The organism is Mastigocoleus testarum BC008 (assembly GCF_001456025.1).
Lineage (GTDB): Bacteria > Cyanobacteriota > Cyanobacteriia > Cyanobacteriales > Nostocaceae > Mastigocoleus > Mastigocoleus testarum.
Genome location: NZ_LMTZ01000087.1, coordinates 20640 through 37088, shown reverse-complemented (window position 1 = coordinate 37088; position 16449 = coordinate 20640). Strand labels below are relative to the sequence as shown.

The window sequence follows — 16449 nt, the reverse complement described above, 5'->3', positions numbered from 1 at the left end:
AGGATTAAATTTTTGTTTACTTTAGCGAGTAGGGATTACTAACACAGCATCACTTTTCTCAACTGATTTAATAAAATCTGCAGGACCACCTCTACGAACTCCATCAATCCAATTTCCTGCGCCTCTTTCATCTACACATAAGCCACAGTTAATCCAATTCAGAGTAACTCCCTTTTCTCTAGCAAGTTTAAACAAAGCAGAAATCCAATCTTTGGTTGTAGGGTGATTTTCTTCTTCTACAGTATTACCTTTAATTGAATTAGCATGGGGTTTTTGCTCTTTCATAGTTAGATTAACAGCTCCTTCATAGGCGAAGACATTAACATTATGTCCTTGATTTAAAGCACTATGAATTATTCTCAGAGCAGTGGTAGAATTAGCCGACTCATAAGGAGAATCCATGATAGCAATACTCAGAGCTTTAGACATATATAATATTTTGAGTTTTGAATTTTTACTTATGTCCTACGGACACGCTCCGCTAATGAATTTTTACTTCCGTCTCACGATGGCATTAGTGCCAAACTGTCTTAGTATCAGGCATAAAAAGCATATGAATAAGTTGGTCTATGTTGCTCTTTTCCACGCTTGGAGAAATTTCTTGAATTCCTCGCTCTTGTAAAGAAAAAAAGTCAGCAAGAATATTAATTTCTAATTTTTTTAGGTCGGCGAAATACTTTGTGAAGGAAGTTGATTTACGAGCAGGTAATACCCCATTTTGGAGAAGAAACAGAGTTACATTATTTCCGTTTCTCTTTAAATTTATTACCATTTCCTGTATGTTACCCCAATCTGCAGAATCATAAGGGTCTCTTGATTCCAAAATCAGATAATGAGTCATTTATTTTTCTCTTAAAACACAAATTTTTTTCACTTTTAAAAAATTGGTTCCAACTTATCAAAACCAATTAGATGACAAAAAATAGTCCAATTTGATTTTCCAATTTGATTTTATTTACGAACGCCACGCAACCATCAAGGAATAGCGATCGCTCTCTTGGTTATTTGCTGTCATACTGTCAGGAAAAGTCACAAATGCACCGATATCAGCTCCTGTTATCTTTCCAAGTTGATGAATAAAGTTCTGAAATATTGATTCTACTCCTACTAGACAGCCATAAATCAAAATTTCAGATTGAGAAGATAAAGCATTTTTCCACTGCTGTAGATCATCTAAATATGCTTGAATATTATGAATACTTAGCTCAGTTAAACCCAGTTTTAGATTATTTTCATTACTATTTATCGCAGCAATTATTTGCAAAGTTTGAATATTGTGGCGTTTCCCTAAGACTTTAGTTATTTGTTTGATACCATCTCTACTGGAATCGATTACAATCAACTCTGCATTTGGATTTATATTTGCTAGATAATTCCCATTTTTAAGCACTTCAGCATCAACAAAAGCGATTACCGTTGATATAGGCTTTGCTATCGTCCAATTATATTGGTGGTAAATATTAGTTTCGTAAATATTAGTTTCGTAATTCATGTTTATTCTGTTTGAGGAATAGATTCTCCTTGCTAGTGGCGCTTCGTGGAAGTCAAAAAGCTTATATGTTAGGATTTTAAGATTGTTAAGATGCAAATTTCTTGCGACTAAATTTCTTGCAACTTATCAAACCCAACTCGATGACAAAAGACACCAAAGCTTTCATTTGATTTGCGATTGGCTTGGAAATAAAGGAATATTGGTTCTAAAAAAGCTTCTAAATCTTCAATTTGTAGACTTTGCACATAGGGTTGAGCAAGTTTAGTTCCATCTGTGGTTCCCCCCAACCAAACTTGATAAGTTCCAGGTCCACGACCCACAAAACCTAATTCTGCTAAATAGGGACGAACGCAACCATTGGGACAACCTGTCATACGAATTACTAACTGTTCGTTGACCATGTTTAGCTTCTCTAACAACAAATTAATCCGCTCCAAAACCCCTGGTAATGCTCTTTCTGATTCAGTAATTGCTAAACCACAAGTCGGTAATGCAGGACAAGCCATTCCGTAGCGAGTTAAACTGTTGAGGCGATCAGGATTAATCTCAACCCCATGTATTTCTAAAACTTTTTCAATAGCTGTTTTTTGCGACTGTTCAATATCGTAAAAGATTAAATTATGGTTGGGAGTTAAGCGTATTGGTAAATTAAACTGCTCGACTACTTTCCTTAAAGCTGTTTTGAGCTTGAGGTTACCTTTATCCTGAACCCGTCCATTTTCGATTAGAATACCGAGGAAAAGTTTACCATCCCCTTGTTCGTGCCAACCTAAAAAGTCTTGATACTCCCATGGTGGAAGTTCTTTAAAGGGTTGTAAAGGTTTACCAAAATAAGACTCGACTTTGGCTTTAAACTTTTCGATTCCCCAATCATGAATTAAGTACTTCATGCGAGCGTGAAGACGATTGGAGCGATCGCCATAATCCCTTTGAATCGCACCAATTGCTTTTAGTAATTTGTAGATATCACCTTTATCTACATAACCCAGGTGGTCGGAAAGACGAGCAAAGGTTTCTTCTTTGTTGTGGGTGCGACCCATTCCTCCACCGGTCAAGACATTAAAGCCTTCTAACTCCCCATATTGATCGGTAATGACTACCAAACTAATATCATGGGTGTAAACATCAACCGAATTATCTCCTGGAACGGTTACGCAACATTTAAACTTTCTTGGTAGATATTGAGTACCGTAAAAAGGTTCTACACTTTCAGTAAATATTCCAGCATTGAGGTCTTGCTGTCGTGCTACTTTTTGTGCGGGAGATTCTTCAGCACTAATTATCTTGTCTCCATCGAGCCAAATTTCATAGTAAGCACCGGTTTTTGGAGTAAACAGATTAGCAACTTTATTTGCATATTTCCAAGCATACTGATACTCCGGACGATTCTTAAACGGAGCAGGTGGAGCAATTACATTACGATTTAGATCGCCACAAGCACCCAAGGTGGATCCCATACTGCGGACAATATCAGCAACTACTGTTTTCAGATCCTGCTTGGGGATACCGTGCATTTGAAATGCTTGACGGCTAGTAATTCTCAGGGTTTGATTCCCATATACCTCTGATAAACGGTCTAAAGCTAGATAAAATTGGGGCGGAACAAATCCTCCTGGGGTACGAGTCCGCAACATCATTTGGTAGTCTTTCTCTTGACCCTTGACCCGGTTATCTCGATTATCTTGTTGATAAGAACCGTGAAATTTCAGGATTTGCAAAGCAGCTTCACTAAAGTGGTTCGTATCTTGTAAAAGCTCTGTTGCTAGGGGTTCCCGTAAAAAATTACTGTTTGCTTTAATTTTTTCTATTTTTGAAGGTTTCCTTTTGGAGGATTTTGTAGAGGTCTCCATCTTCTTTACCAAAAAACGGCGGTTAATTTCGACTATTACTCCACCACATTAATTTTGTTAGCATAGCGTGGCTTCAGTCACAGACTTTCAGAGACAACCCATTCCTCCCTTGGGTGAGGTTAGAAGGGGGTTGAAATTTTTGTGGGAAAACAAACCCATCATAATTAGCAAGACAGACCACTAATTCAAATCAAGATTTTATGATTTAAGTTTGTTAAAAATTAATTCTGCTACAGTTTATGCGAACTGAAGGGATTACCGTAACTCTGTATTTTATGAGTATTTTGGATCGTAGCTTTTATATTTGCTGTAACCCATAATTACAAAGGTTTTACTCGACTAAATCAAGTCAAGTAAAGCAGAAACAACAAAATACTACCTATTGATTTTGCTAGGTGACAGACAGATATAACTAATATAACTAAGTAATTTCAATCGAACCAATAGCAATACCTATTGATTTTGCCAGGTATAAATTCTGGTTTTATTGCCAGTAATAGGATTTATTCAAACTAAATATAATACAGGTAAATTCTTCATCCTCCCTCATATTCCTTACTATTGAGGAGTTCAAAAATGACTAAAGAACATCCGAATGTTTCTCTTCTAAGTCGATTAGATATTAGTAATCTAGCTGAATCGGCTGATCTGTTTGCAGAAAATTTCGTTTGGCATTTTTTCAATCCTAGTCTACCGAATGTTCAGGGCGATTATACCGGCTTAAAGGGTCTTCAAGACTTCTTTGAAAAATTGGCAATGGTGACTAATGGTAGTTTTGAGGTTAAGCCGATCGCGATTACTCCCATCGGAGATGAATTGGTTGTTACTCATGTTAAAGATCGGATGACATGGGAAGATCGCCCGATTGAAGTCAACGCGGTCGTTGTGTGGCGAATAGTTGATAACCGCATAAAGGAGGCTTGGGACATTCCCTCTGTTTATACATAGCATCTGGTTATCCAAGAATTGATTAAGTTTCCATGCAGGGATATCGCCAGTATTCTTTTGACCTAATGTTGTGCTACATTAGGAATGAGCTATATTTAAGATGAAGCTAATACGTGAGTTAATCATGTGTCTGTAAGCTTGTTAGCTTTTTATAGTCAATAATGTCTTTATTTTTAGACATTACAAAAAAAAGACCCGTTGCCGTCAGAACAACAGGTCATTTTAACTTATGAACTAATATTAGTGTATCACATTAAAACTGTTTTGTGATGCACTAATTTTGCATTTTTATAAAACATGTAATTGAACTAAAAAGCTAAAGTGCGTTAACACCTAAAGCTTTTTTAACGTACTAAGTGAATAACAACAATAACCACCTAGTTGCGATTGATGAATCGTGAATCAACTAGGTGGTTTTTGATATGTTTTGTTTTAGAATACGTCCCTTTGAAGCAAAATCATAAGGTTCTCCTTCCCTGTTAATGCCTGAAAATTGGGATTTTATCAGTGATGTTAAACTAAAACGAAACTGGAAAGTCCCCATTCGAATCGTCTGCTTCTCCCACTTGCTTAAGCAGATAAATTTTCTCAACTGAACTGTGTTGCTTGTCAGCCCATGAGTCTTTAGATCTACTTAATAAGTGAGCGATAGCAATGATTACGCTACTAACTGAAAAAACCAGAATAGCGCTTGCGAGAATAATCTCGGCGGGGCTACTACCATCTTTGAGCCACTTGGATGGAGATTCTACTGGTGATGCTGGTAATTCTATTATCTGCTTTGCTTCAGTGGGTTGTTTAACTTGGTAGAATTTGGATTGAGAATTAGAGATTGGCTTGTTAATCATGGTTTTCGCAGACAACATAAGCTTGACATTTCTAATATCGAGCCAAAACCCTAAAACATTGACTACTCAATGATTATGTTGTAAATAACTTGTGATTTCTCTATGATGGTCTTGTGATGGTTTTATGATGGTCTTATGACTAAGTTTTGACTGCGTAAATCATTATTGATGCAAACCCTAGCCATGACAGACTCTAGCCGAGGTGGGAAAAAGAAAAAAATAACTTACACAGCTTCAGAAGAAGGTGTAGAGAAAGCAGAAAAAGCTTTGATGAGGCTAGGGTTTGGTTCAAAGAGCAACTTTGCAAAGTCGCAACTTTTATCTCGCACTACAGTTACAAAATTTTTTAACCGCCAGCCAATTCAGCTTGATTCCTTTAAAAGGATATGTGACGCACTAAAACTGAGTAATTGGAAAGAAATTGCAGGGATAATAGAAGAAGCACCTGGGAGTTTGACAATACGAAATTGCAATACCTCAGCCACGTTGGAGGGGGAAGAAGTGCAAACAATTAGTCGTCAAGTAACCGTAATAGATAGGCAAAACGGAACAACTAAAGTTGTAATTACATTAAAAGGCGATATAAATTCAGTTAGTTCAGGTCAAATTCTCCAATCGATTTTACGAGAATATTCAGGAGATACCATAAAGATTACTGACATTCAAAAAGGTAGTATCAAGTTAATAATAGAAGGTTCTCAAGAAGATATCGAACAACTTATATCTCGCATCAAATCGAAAGAACTAAAAGAAGTAAATGGTTTTCCTATTGAAAACATTCGAATAGAGAAATGGTCTTTGGTAGAGATGATTGTTAGTCAGGGAGCTAAGGGTCGAGACTTGAGTGGCGTTGACTTAAGCGATGTAGATTTAAGTGGCGTTGACTTAAGCGGTGCGGATTTAAGTGGTGCGGATTTAAGTGGTGCGGATTTAATTGGTGCGGATTTAAGTGGTGCGGATTTAAGTGGTGCGGATTTAAGTGGTGCGGATTTAAGTGGTGCGAATTTAAGTGGTGCGGATTTAAGTGGTACCAATATTAGTGTTCAACATAAGAGAGATGATGGCAACAATAACGACTTCAATGAGGAACCTATAAGTTCGCAACCTAATTTAATTTCGAATAGAAAAAATAAAGAACGAATAACAAGAAAATCAATCTTAATCTTGAAAATTTTAGATTTTAAAATTTTAGAAAATTTTAGAATAGTGAGTGGAATGATGGTGATATTATTAACATTGGCTTCGATACTCAGTCACTTACCGCCACACATTGAAGATTTTTTACTGAAATTTTTCGAAACCCCGATAGAGCACACACAACCCCCTCAAAAACCCCGTAAAACCCCACGTAAACATTCGAACATTCAAAACAATTATTCGTAAACTGTAACAGATAGTCGATACAGTTTAGTCGGATTTGTTACAACAAAGGATTAATACGGATTCATAGGCTTTGATTGGATCTCGATACCTGGCACAACCAGTAAGTCACAGTAAGGTGCGGTTCAGGCTTTAGCACGTCCGTAGAACATAAGTCAAAATTAAAGAGAAATGGAATCAAAACATCATTTATAAAGATTCTTAACTCATCCCTTGCAAGCATCCGTATAAACTAGGACAATGTAAAAGCTACGCACATTGTAAATTTTGTACGTCTCGAGATAAGTTGCAGCAATAGAATTAGATAATTATTACTTGCGATCGCGTTACTGCGTCACAAGTTAATAAGGCTGAACTGAAAAGTTTGGCTGATTATTGAGCATTTTCGAACCTTAAACTTCAAACATTAAAACTTGCAACAAGACAGGTAAACTAATACACACTTTAATTAAGTGTATGTAACTGTTTATATGTGTTGTAATTTTCTGATTCTGGTAACATCAATTTTTATTGATATAAATAACAATTGTAGAAATTACTTATGAAAGCCACAGCAAAAAGAATAGCTCTTGGACTAGGGGTATTAATTCTCACTGCTAGCTGCAACAATGCCAGTACAACTGAGTCAGGAGAAAACATAACTGAGCTTGCTATTTCCAACCCCCTTGAAGCGATAAAAATTGATGGCTCGAGTACTGTATACCCCATTACAGAGGCTATAGCTAAAGAGTATAAAAAACTGAATAAAGTACCAGTCGAAGTCAGTTTTTCTGGTACCACAAGCGGATTTGAAAAATTCTGTAAGGGAGAAATAGACATTGCTAACGCCTCCCGTCCAATTTTAAAGGAAGAATTAAAAACCTGTACCTCCAACGGCGTCCTCTTCACCGAACTTCCCATAGCTTTTGATGCTTTAACCGTTGCAGTTCATCCTCAAAATACATGGGCAAAGGAGATCGCGATCACAGAATTAAAGAAAATTTGGGAACCAGCAGCTCAAGGAAAAATTACTAATTGGAACCAGATACGGGCTTCTTTTCCGGATCGACCATTGAAGTTATATGGTGCTGATAAGAAATCTGGTACTTTTGATTACTTTACTAAAGCAGTAGTTGGTAAATCTGGGGAAAGTCGTGACGACTATACAGCTAGTGAGGATGATGAAGTTCTAGTTTCGGGGATCGCTAAAGACCCGAATGCTTTGGGTTATTTTGGCTACGCTTATTATGAAGAAAACAAAGATAAATTGAAATCGCTGGCGATCGATAGCGGTAAAGGTGCGATACCACCTTCTAGGGAAACCGTTGAAAAAGCACAGTATCAACCACTTTCTCGTCCTTTGTTTATATACATAAATATTAAATCTGCTCAAAAGAAAGAAGCATTGAGAAACTTTGTAAATTTCTATATCAAACAAGCACCGACAACAGTTGCTTCTGTGGGATATGTCCCTTTATCTAAAGATGCTTATCAGTTAGCTAACGTTCAGTTTTATAAAGGTAAAGCAGGGACGGTATTTGGAGGAGAAACCAGTTTGGATTTAACTATCGGTGAAGTATTGCGTAAACGAGCTGAGTTTTAGGGATTGGGGATTGGCGATCGGAAATGTAGGGTGTGTTAGACCCATTACTGTATCTGACTTTAATAATAAGTTTAATAGGTCTAACGCACCATGTTACATTGGTGCATTACGGCAAATTCTGAGTTATTCCAACAATCAAATTTTTATTTTGTTGTAACACACTTGTATATTAAGAATAAATTTGAACGGAATTACCCTTGATTCTTTTGTATTATATTTGTATTGCTGTTAAATACAAAGAGAGGCAAAAAATGAACCATCGGGACTTCTAAAGCTGGATCTAACAAATCCAGCTAATGGTATTCACACCATCAACCTCATCGTTTACAAAATAGCAGAATCTCTATATAAATCCGATTATCCAGAACCGATAATTTGGCGTTCCTCTCCAATTACTACAGTTACAAATAATTTCGATAAACTGTATTTCCCCACAGAAAGTTTATCGCGATCGCCAAAATATACCCGTTATCTGAGCAAGGATACCCTGCTTAGAACTCATACCACTGCCATAATGCCAGAGATACTTCCTTACTTACAGAAGGAAAATCTCATCATTCATCCCGGTATTTGTTATCGACGCGATGTGGTGGATAAACGTCATGTAGGTGAACCACATCAAATGGATGTGTGGTTAATATCTAGAGATTTCAAAGGTCACCTTTCCAAGGTGAAATTCATTGAAACTATTCTCCATGCAATTCTTCCCAACGTATCTTACCGTTTAAATCAGACTTCGCACCCCTATACTCTCAATGGTTTAGAAATTGAGGTGTTAGTTGATGGTAAGTGGATTGAAATTGGGGAATGTGGAGACGCACACCCAGATTTACTCCAACCTGGTTACATTGGTTTAGCATCTGGTTGGGGATTAGATCGATTGGCGATGTTAGTCAAAGAAATTGATGATATTCGTTTGTTGCGAAGTACTCATCCTCAAATTGCAACCCAGATGACAAATCTGGAAACCTATCAAGCTGTTTCAAATCAACCTAGCATTAGCCGGGATCTATCGATTGTCACTAGCTTAGATACAGAATTGGAGGATGTTTGCGAACAGATAACCGAGGTATTAGGTGATGACTTAGAACTATTAGCATCAGTAGATATACTAAGTGAAACTCATTATAATCAACTTCCCCAAAAGGCAATTCAACGTTTAGGTATTCAACCCAATCAAAAAAACCTGCTGTTGCGAATGACCTTCCAAAGTTTAAATACATCAATTACAAATCAAAAAGCTAACATCTTACGGGATATGGTTTTCCAAAAAATTCACCAAGGTAAATAGATTAAGTATTGAGTAGGGGCGCACCGACGTGCGCCCAGGTAAGAACAACACAACAGCCAAAGACTCTTGTTCTGGTTCCCAGACTTAGCCTGATGGGGACTAAACCTTAAAGGTTCCTCCACCTCTTATTTTTTTACATCCCCAGTCGCCAACCAATCCCCAGTCGCCAATTCCCAGTCGCTAATCCCCAATCCGCAATCCCCTACATCATACTCCCCGCCATCGCCAACAAAGCACTACCATAAGCAGCTTCCGAATTATTAGGTTCTATCATCGGAACTCCCAAATGATGTCTCCTAATATCTGTCCAAGTATCATTTGCTGCACCACCACCAGCAGTGTAAACCCGAGTTAGCCTATCTGCTCCCAATATCTGTAATAACTCATAACCCTGAGCCTCAATTCGGCTCATCCCTTCCAATAAACCGTGTAAAAACTCCACGCGATCGCTAGGACGTGGTTCCAATTTCGGTGCTAAATTGGGATCGTTAATGGGAAAACGTTCTCCCGCTTTTAATAATGGGTAATAATCCAAATCACTTTTTTGGGTGGGATCGATTTGATGACTGAGACTTTCTAACTCATCCACAGTAAAAAATTCTTTGAGTACTGCACCACCAGTATTGGAAGCACCACCAGCTAACCACAGATCCCCTAAACGGTGACTATAAATTCCATATTTTGCATCTTCTATGCGAGTACGACTCAAAAGTTTGATCGCGATGGTAGAACCTAAGGATGTTACAGCTTCCCCAGGAGAATTAGCACCGCTAGCAATAAATGCTGCAATACTATCTGTTGTCCCAGCACAAATTAAACAGTTGGGAGACAAACCATACTCAAATGCAAGTTCTGAACGAATTTGACTGATGGGAGTACCCGGAGCGCATATTTGAGGAAGTTGAATCGGAATTTGCAAACTTTGCAGCCAGTCTGGATATTCAAATGCTTCGACGTCATAACCAAGTTTCAAAGCATTGTGATAATCACTAATACCCAATTGTCCGTGCAATAAAAACGCTAACCAGTCCGCTTGGTGGAGAAAATATTTAGCTTGGGAGAAAGATGGTAATTGAGACATCCATAAAAGTTTTGCCAAACTGGATGTGGCGCTCAACACAGTATGCTTAGCCGGAGCCAATTTTTTCAGTATCTCCAATACAGAAGCAGAACGGTTGTCATTGTACATCAGGGGTTCATCTAGCGGATTACCGTTGCGATCGCACAGTAGGACAGTCCCAGAAGTACCGTTAATCGTAATACTTTTAATTTCTTGTCGTAGCTGTTGAGGAATTTCTTCTAGCAAACCAAATAAAACTTGTCGCCAGTAATTCGCCCGTTTCGATGGTTCAGATACTTCAAAAGAGCGACGAGATCGAGCCCTAATATTAGCCCCACCATCTATAATGGCAGCCCGCACACCCGATGTTCCAAAATCAATTCCCAAATATAAACTCATTTTTAATAATTTTTATTTATATTTCAGTGATAAATCATAAGAATAACAGAACCTAATAGTCAGGAATCAACAGCTATAGGCTAGAAGAAAAGAGGAAGTCCGCAAACAATAAACTTTTTCCGCGATTTTCAGCGTTCTGCAACCAGTTTTCAATTTTTGCTTATCTCGTTTAATTGTTTCATTTTGTAACAACTTATTCCACTCCCCAAACAAGACTGAGTTAATTAACCCTTCCTTACAAATCAACAAATAACAACTTTGTTTATATTTGAAACAAACTTCACTCAACAAGGCAGTTTTTGGTGATAATTTAAGCTTTAAGGCGCAAATTCACATCACTTGTCAAGCAAAAAACAAGTTGAGTGTCGTTACTTTGAGTTGATGTCATTTATTGAAAAATATTGACTATTGGCAACCTTGATGTTTATAACAGAGTACCGCCCACGGTGCCAGTTATGGGCAAGCAGGAAGCTAAAGAAGTACAACTCAGCAAGAAATTTTTTCTAATGATTCTTAACAATTATTAGGAAAAATAAAATGGAAAATTAGTAAACGAACTACAAAAAAGTTCTGTTGAAAGTAAGAGGTTTCTAACTATGTCCTTATCTGATACCCAAGTGTATATAGCTCTTGTTGTAGCGCTACTCCCAGGTTTATTGGCTTGGCGTTTAGCAACAGAACTTTACAAATAAGTTAGTTATTGACTTAACTAAATTGTAGAGTCACGAATCCTGGTTGCATCAAAGTAGAAATATCGAATACTTTTGCTTGTATACCGGCAATAGTGTGCAGATAACTACCTTTATGCGCCAGGATTATTATTTATACTGAACTATATTAGGGTCGCAACTACTAGTTTTCATTAATTCCCATTAATTCGCAGTTATTTGCAGTTATTAGCAAAATCAAATTGCACTAAACACAAGTACTCCCTTGATTTGATTCGGCTCAAGGTGTAATTTGTCACAAACATCGAGGTTATCTATAGCATCATGAACGCACTTCAACATCCCAGACCAGAAGTCACACAAGCACCACCAAGCCAGAGAGTTATAGAACGCCCTAAGCGCCGCCTGCGTCAACGTTCCCATCATGTAATGGCTTTGGAAACCACTATAAAGATTGGAGTAAATTTGGCGATCGCTACTGCTGCAATATCTGCCTTAACACAACTTCTTCCCTATCATTGGTCGCAACAGGATAAGCTGCGAGCAATTCGCACTGAGGTTAACTTAACACAAGAAAGGGTAAATAATTTACAACTTGAACTCAAGCGTAATTTTGATCCCCGTCAATCTAAAGTTTTAATGCAACAACAAGGATATAGATTTCGCCCCGGACAAAAGCAAGTAGTTTTCCCTAATAATGCAGAGATTGAGTAATGAATAGCGATTTCTTTGAGGAAAATATCGGGGAAATTGCGATCGGCTCAAAATAGTTAGCTAGACATTGTTAGCTTCACATTGTCAGATTTGGGATCGCTGAAAAATTATTGGGGTGACTTGAGGTTTATAGCTTGAGGTTTATAGCTTGAGGTTTATAGCTTGAGATTCATAGCTTGAAGTTTATAGCTTGAAGTTTATAGCTTGAGGTTTATAGCTTGAAATTTACAGACTTATAATTTGCAGTAAACGTAAATACATATCCTAAACTAATCTCATTTTATCTAGAAATTAAAAAACCTAACTTTTAATGAGTGATAACTGCATGCTTATTATTCCACCATGCAATTATCATTTTTTAAAAGTCAGTTGTTAAAATTAGCTATCAAAATTCGGTACGTTGTTTAAAATCTGGTTATATTTTTGACTACAATCTATCTAAATCAAAAAGATATATTTAGAGCTTTATACTCAGCGTCTTAGAAGTAACATCTTAATGCTGTGGTAACAGTAGTTCATCTAACCAGTTTTCTACTTGCAAACGCAAGCGGTATGCTGAATTTTCAGCTACTTCGGCATTATTTTCTAAATGATTTAGGACGCGACGATAATCGGCGATCGCACAATTCCAATCGCCCCAAAGATGATATGTCCTGCCTCTTTGTGCCAATATATATGTTTCCAGTTGTTCGAATACTAAGGCAACTTCAAAATTATCAATTGCTTCAGAATATTGTCCCAGTTCGCGCCAGGTAATACCTCGATTAATCCAAGCCCTAACATAACTCGGATTTAGATCTAATGCCCGGTCATAATCAGCAATTGCATCAGCCAATTGTCCAGAAGCCGCGTAGGAGTTGGCACGATTATTATAAGCACTTGCTAAATTTGGATTTAATTTTAATGCCGTATTGTAATCAGAAACGGCTTTTTGTATTTCGCCGCTTTCAAAATAAATTAGTCCTCGATTGTTATAATCAACTGCATTTTGGGGATGACAGTGAATCAACTGACTTAAAAGTGCAATGGCTTTTTGGTAATCGCCCTGCTGAGCTTTTGTCAGTGCATCATAGCGTAAGTATCGCGCATTGAAAGTAGATGTTTCACAAAGATTGATGACTCCAGGTTCGGAATCAGATGTTAGCCCTAAAACGACTTTACATTCTTCATCTTGTTCGTCACCAGATGCTAAAAAAAAGCGACTGTTCATATATTCCTGCCCAATCTGCTTGCTTCGTAAACTTGCTAGTTCTGATAATGCTGGTCCTATGCCCCTGAATGATTAAGTCGATTCTCTATTCTTACTTGGTGAGACACATCATGTCCAATCAGATCCCAACCTTAAGTTTAAGTGTTTCAACTTGCTGTCCTAATAAATAGAGTACGGCTTTTATCAGATATGCAGTTGTGAATTACGCGCATTATGTGAATTAGAATTTGAAATAGGCTCCTAGACGTGGTAACAACCATAAATCTCATTGATAAAGCTTCTTTAAACCGAAACTCCTGAAATAAGAGTTTGAATTTAATCTAATTCACACTCAACAGTAATTATTTAATTAAATACACAAGCACGAACCCAAATTCCTGAAGATAACAAAAATTAGTTGCCAAAGCCAAAGCCAAAGCCAAAAATTAATAAAAAATAGCATTAAAGGCTTAATAGCAACAACTTGGTAAAATGCTTGCAAGCGATTCAGGCTTGCTTGACAAAACTTAAATTTTTGAGAAATTTTGTTATGACAACCGAAGTATCCTATACTCAGGCTCCCGACCTCAGAGCCGATGATTATTTTGTTATTGGTCTTGCAATTTGTTTTGTGAGAGATGATGGAGAAGTCCATCAAGTTGAAGTCATAGAACCAATCCCTTCCGCAGCTTTAGGTGCACTTGTTAAAGGTATTCCTACTTCCTACAAATTTGCTTATGCTACATCTTTAGGGGAAGTTATTAAAGAAGATAAACTTCAAGTACCTGCACAATTTCCTAACTCATCACAATTTTCAGAAGATTTTATTGAAAGAGCATTTGCTGCAGCAAGGACTTATAAGCGTAACGAAACCGAACGTTTAATTCCGTTAGATACAACCTATGAGGAATTCCAATTCTCTACAGAACGAAAGCGCGTACTCAATGCAACTCGGAATGTTACCAAAGATGACAATGTGAAACAACATTCCCATACCCATAAAGTTTTATAGCTCGAGAAGTTTTGTAGCTGGAGCTATTTTGTGATCGGAACAATTGACTTTTAACTGACTTTTAACACAAAAGTACTCCCAAAAAGTGTAATGTGGGCAGTGCCCACCTTACGAAAATATTGAGATACCTAAGAGAATTGTTAACTATAACTCTTCCCAATAATCTTGTGCTTCAGGATATGAGGATAACTGATTTTTAGATCCTTGTACTCATAAACCGCTATATTTATTAAAACTTTGGTTCTTAAGACCTGAATTTAAGGTGTACTAGCTTTTTTCTTTATGTTGAAATTATATGGTGCGGCTCGTAGTCGAGCATCAATTGTTAAGTGGTATTTGGAAGAATTAGAAATACCCTACGAGTTTGTGAATTTAGATATGCAATCCGGCGAGCATCGTCAGCCCGAATACTTGAAAATCAATCCAATTGGTAAAGTTCCAGCGATTGTGGATGGGGACTTAAAACTGTGGGAGTCGGGCGCAATTTTGCTTTACCTAGCTGACAAATATGACAAATCAGCGACTTCTGCAGAAAAACGAGCTGAATATTCCCAGTGGGTTTTATTTGCAAATGCAAGTTTAGGACCGGGTATTTTTATTGAAGCTAATCGCGAGCGTGAGATGAGCAGATTAATGACTCCCCTAGAGGAAATCTTTGCCAAACAACCTTTTGTTTTGGGAAATGAATTCACTGTTGCTGATGCAGCTGTGGGATCTCTCTTAAGTTACATTCCCATCATGCTCAAACTTGACCTTAGTGAATATCCCCACGTTCTAAATTATATAAAGTCAATTTCTGAGCGCCCAGCATTTAAAAATACTATTGGTGCGCGTTAATTGGTTTTTGTTACCAGGCTAAGCCTGGTGACATAAAAAATAATTGACTAACGGTAATTAGTAAATTGCAACGCAACCGGATAATCTTCCTCTTTGAGTCGTTGCATCACCGTTTGCAAATCATCTTTACTTTTACTACTAACCCGTACCGCGTCTCCTTGAATTGAGGGTTGAACTTTTTTCATCTCATCGCGAATCAACTTTGAAATTTTTTTGGCAATTTCCTGAGAAATACCTTTTTTCAGGGTAATTTCTTGTCTTACTCGACTACCACTAGCAGATTCTATTTTGCCAAACTCAAATATTTTTTGGGAAAGATTGCGTTTTGCGGCTTTTTCCCGCAATATTTTACTGACGGAATCTAAAGTGAATTCACTATCAGAATTAATCGTGATAGTTTGTTCGCCCAACTCTACAGTTGTTTTAGTATCTTTCAGATCGTAGCGGCTTTTGATTTCACGTACAGTTTGATCGACAGCATTAACCATTTCTTGTCTGTCGAAATCGCTCACAATATCAAATGAATAGGTGGAAGCCATAAGGAATCTTCGACTTAAAAGTTTTAACTTGAGGGAATTGAAAACAAATAATAAACCCAACTAATTGGTATTTAACAGTCAAGAAAAAACCATTAAACTCATTAGTTGCTGGCCTGGATAATACTCAGAACGATGAGGATAGCCGAACAAGTAGATCCAACAGCATACATTAAAGACCGCAACAAGGGTACGTTTAATATATAAAAAATTGAATACAGCGATCGCACCACTAGAAAAGTAATAGCAGCATATTCTGCCCAAATAGAATCAACGTTGGTTACATATGCCATTAATGCCGCAGCAGCAAAAATCATAAAAGCTTCAAAGGAATTTTGGTGTGCCCAGGTAGCGCGTTGGGCATAACTTGGAAGCCGTTCGAACATGGCACGAGGAGCAGACATATCGTAACCGACGCTAAAACGCGCATAACCCACGACCATGAAAGGTAGATAAATTAGCACAGCAGCAACAGCAACAGAATATAAAAGAATTGCAGGCACAGACAACGTCAAAAAATCCATCAAAATCTTGTAGAACTAAAAATTTATTTGGCTTAAATTTTACTGGTTTAAGTGGTGCTTTGCTGCTTATTTTTTTAATGTTATGTCGCTGCTTACCCTTAATTTACTTTAGATAATAC

Annotated in this window: 17 protein-coding genes; 8 read left to right on the top strand and 9 right to left on the bottom strand. The window is 37.4% G+C overall.

Annotated features, from left to right (window positions below; genetic code table 11):
* Positions 1 to 21 precede the first annotated feature (21 nt).
* The 4 genes from BC008_RS15695 to sir form a co-directional block, all read right to left on the bottom strand.
* A complete protein-coding gene (locus BC008_RS15695) occupies positions 22 to 429 on the bottom strand; it encodes a DsrE/DsrF/TusD sulfur relay family protein (RefSeq protein WP_027844344.1) in 408 nt (135 codons plus the stop codon).
* Between the two features lie 85 nt (positions 430 to 514).
* Positions 515 to 841 carry a hypothetical protein gene (locus tag BC008_RS15690; protein WP_027844343.1) on the bottom strand — a complete coding sequence of 109 codons (327 nt, stop codon included), beginning with the start codon at positions 839 to 841 and terminating at the stop codon, positions 515 to 517.
* Between the two features lie 114 nt (positions 842 to 955).
* Complete coding sequence (locus tag BC008_RS15685) at positions 956 to 1492, bottom strand: DUF4347 domain-containing protein (RefSeq protein ID WP_027844342.1); 537 nt, start codon at positions 1490 to 1492, stop codon at positions 956 to 958.
* A gap of 107 nt (positions 1493 to 1599) precedes the next feature.
* Complete coding sequence (gene sir / locus BC008_RS15680; protein ID WP_027844341.1) at positions 1600 to 3342, bottom strand: sulfite reductase, ferredoxin dependent; 1743 nt, start codon at positions 3340 to 3342, stop codon at positions 1600 to 1602.
* Positions 3343 to 3918: 576 nt separating this feature from the next.
* On the opposite strand from sir, the gene BC008_RS15675 reads away from it, so the two are divergent.
* Positions 3919 to 4290 (top strand): nuclear transport factor 2 family protein, encoded by a 372-nt coding sequence (locus BC008_RS15675; RefSeq protein WP_027844340.1) that lies wholly within the window; start codon positions 3919 to 3921, stop codon positions 4288 to 4290.
* A 518-nt stretch (positions 4291 to 4808) separates the two neighbouring features.
* On the opposite strand, the gene BC008_RS50530 is transcribed toward BC008_RS15675, so the two are convergent.
* Positions 4809 to 5156, bottom strand: a complete 348-nt coding sequence (locus BC008_RS50530) for a hypothetical protein (RefSeq protein ID WP_036266247.1) — start codon at positions 5154 to 5156, stop codon at positions 4809 to 4811.
* Between the two features lie 165 nt (positions 5157 to 5321).
* Here BC008_RS50530 and BC008_RS15665 point away from each other — a divergent pair, with 165 nt between their 5' ends.
* From BC008_RS15665 to srmL, 3 genes are all read left to right on the top strand, one after another.
* Positions 5322 to 6521 carry a pentapeptide repeat-containing protein gene (locus tag BC008_RS15665; RefSeq protein WP_321170079.1) on the top strand — a complete coding sequence of 400 codons (1200 nt, stop codon included), beginning with the start codon at positions 5322 to 5324 and terminating at the stop codon, positions 6519 to 6521.
* A 538-nt stretch (positions 6522 to 7059) separates the two neighbouring features.
* Positions 7060 to 8100: a PstS family phosphate ABC transporter substrate-binding protein gene (locus tag BC008_RS15660; protein WP_027844560.1), complete on the top strand. Its 1041-nt coding sequence runs from the start codon at positions 7060 to 7062 to the stop codon at positions 8098 to 8100.
* Positions 8101 to 8332: 232 nt separating this feature from the next.
* Positions 8333 to 9391 (top strand): PheS-related mystery ligase SrmL, encoded by a 1059-nt coding sequence (gene srmL, locus BC008_RS15655; protein ID WP_321170080.1) that lies wholly within the window; start codon positions 8333 to 8335, stop codon positions 9389 to 9391.
* Between the two features lie 202 nt (positions 9392 to 9593).
* Here the strand turns inward: srmL and BC008_RS15650 are convergent, their stop codons facing one another.
* Positions 9594 to 10850, bottom strand: coding sequence for an FGGY-family carbohydrate kinase (locus tag BC008_RS15650; RefSeq protein ID WP_027844558.1), 1257 nt, complete (start codon positions 10848 to 10850; stop codon positions 9594 to 9596).
* A 596-nt stretch (positions 10851 to 11446) separates the two neighbouring features.
* Here BC008_RS15650 and psaM point away from each other — a divergent pair.
* Together psaM and BC008_RS15645 are read left to right on the top strand one after the other, a co-directional pair.
* Positions 11447 to 11542, top strand: coding sequence for a photosystem I reaction center subunit XII (psaM, locus tag BC008_RS46480; protein ID WP_072207726.1), 96 nt, complete (start codon positions 11447 to 11449; stop codon positions 11540 to 11542).
* A 300-nt stretch (positions 11543 to 11842) separates the two neighbouring features.
* Positions 11843 to 12232, top strand: a complete 390-nt coding sequence (locus BC008_RS15645) for a slr1601 family putative cell division protein (protein ID WP_027844557.1) — start codon at positions 11843 to 11845, stop codon at positions 12230 to 12232.
* A 493-nt stretch (positions 12233 to 12725) separates the two neighbouring features.
* Here the strand turns inward: BC008_RS15645 and BC008_RS15640 are convergent, their stop codons facing one another.
* Positions 12726 to 13442, bottom strand: a complete 717-nt coding sequence (locus BC008_RS15640) for a tetratricopeptide repeat protein (protein WP_027844556.1) — start codon at positions 13440 to 13442, stop codon at positions 12726 to 12728.
* Positions 13443 to 13971: 529 nt separating this feature from the next.
* Between BC008_RS15640 and BC008_RS15635 the strand changes: the two genes are divergently transcribed.
* A complete protein-coding gene (locus BC008_RS15635) occupies positions 13972 to 14433 on the top strand; it encodes a hypothetical protein (protein WP_027844555.1) in 462 nt (153 codons plus the stop codon).
* A 282-nt stretch (positions 14434 to 14715) separates the two neighbouring features.
* On the top strand, positions 14716 to 15270 hold the full coding sequence (locus BC008_RS15630) for a glutathione S-transferase family protein (RefSeq protein WP_027844554.1): 555 nt from the start codon (positions 14716 to 14718) through the stop codon (positions 15268 to 15270).
* Positions 15271 to 15317: 47 nt separating this feature from the next.
* Here the strand turns inward: BC008_RS15630 and BC008_RS15625 are convergent, their stop codons facing one another.
* On the bottom strand, positions 15318 to 15809 hold the full coding sequence (locus BC008_RS15625; RefSeq protein ID WP_027844553.1) for a YajQ family cyclic di-GMP-binding protein: 492 nt from the start codon (positions 15807 to 15809) through the stop codon (positions 15318 to 15320).
* Between the two features lie 101 nt (positions 15810 to 15910).
* On the bottom strand, positions 15911 to 16330 hold the full coding sequence (locus tag BC008_RS15620) for an MAPEG family protein (protein WP_027844552.1): 420 nt from the start codon (positions 16328 to 16330) through the stop codon (positions 15911 to 15913).
* Positions 16331 to 16449: the final 119 nt, after the last annotated feature.

What these genes read in the sequence shown, in the direction of transcription:
- BC008_RS15675 (WP_027844340.1), top strand. Translation starts at nt 3,919, where the DNA reads ATGACTAAAGAACATCCGAATGTTTCTCTTCTAAGTCGATTAGATATT.
- BC008_RS15640 (WP_027844556.1), bottom strand. Translation starts at nt 13,442, where the DNA reads ATGAACAGTCGCTTTTTTTTAGCATCTGGTGACGAACAAGATGAAGAA.
- BC008_RS15650 (WP_027844558.1), bottom strand. Translation starts at nt 10,850, where the DNA reads ATGAGTTTATATTTGGGAATTGATTTTGGAACATCGGGTGTGCGGGCT.
- BC008_RS50530 (WP_036266247.1), bottom strand. Translation starts at nt 5,156, where the DNA reads ATGTTGTCTGCGAAAACCATGATTAACAAGCCAATCTCTAATTCTCAA.
- BC008_RS15620 (WP_027844552.1), bottom strand. Translation starts at nt 16,330, where the DNA reads ATGGATTTTTTGACGTTGTCTGTGCCTGCAATTCTTTTATATTCTGTT.
- BC008_RS15645 (WP_027844557.1), top strand. Translation starts at nt 11,843, where the DNA reads ATGAACGCACTTCAACATCCCAGACCAGAAGTCACACAAGCACCACCA.
- BC008_RS15665 (WP_321170079.1), top strand. Translation starts at nt 5,322, where the DNA reads ATGACAGACTCTAGCCGAGGTGGGAAAAAGAAAAAAATAACTTACACA.
- BC008_RS15690 (WP_027844343.1), bottom strand. Translation starts at nt 841, where the DNA reads ATGACTCATTATCTGATTTTGGAATCAAGAGACCCTTATGATTCTGCA.
- sir (WP_027844341.1), bottom strand. Translation starts at nt 3,342, where the DNA reads ATGGAGACCTCTACAAAATCCTCCAAAAGGAAACCTTCAAAAATAGAA.
- BC008_RS15630 (WP_027844554.1), top strand. Translation starts at nt 14,716, where the DNA reads ATGTTGAAATTATATGGTGCGGCTCGTAGTCGAGCATCAATTGTTAAG.
- BC008_RS15695 (WP_027844344.1), bottom strand. Translation starts at nt 429, where the DNA reads ATGTCTAAAGCTCTGAGTATTGCTATCATGGATTCTCCTTATGAGTCG.
- psaM (WP_072207726.1), top strand. Translation starts at nt 11,447, where the DNA reads ATGTCCTTATCTGATACCCAAGTGTATATAGCTCTTGTTGTAGCGCTA.
- BC008_RS15625 (WP_027844553.1), bottom strand. Translation starts at nt 15,809, where the DNA reads ATGGCTTCCACCTATTCATTTGATATTGTGAGCGATTTCGACAGACAA.
- BC008_RS15635 (WP_027844555.1), top strand. Translation starts at nt 13,972, where the DNA reads ATGACAACCGAAGTATCCTATACTCAGGCTCCCGACCTCAGAGCCGAT.
- BC008_RS15660 (WP_027844560.1), top strand. Translation starts at nt 7,060, where the DNA reads ATGAAAGCCACAGCAAAAAGAATAGCTCTTGGACTAGGGGTATTAATT.
- BC008_RS15685 (WP_027844342.1), bottom strand. Translation starts at nt 1,492, where the DNA reads ATGAATTACGAAACTAATATTTACGAAACTAATATTTACCACCAATAT.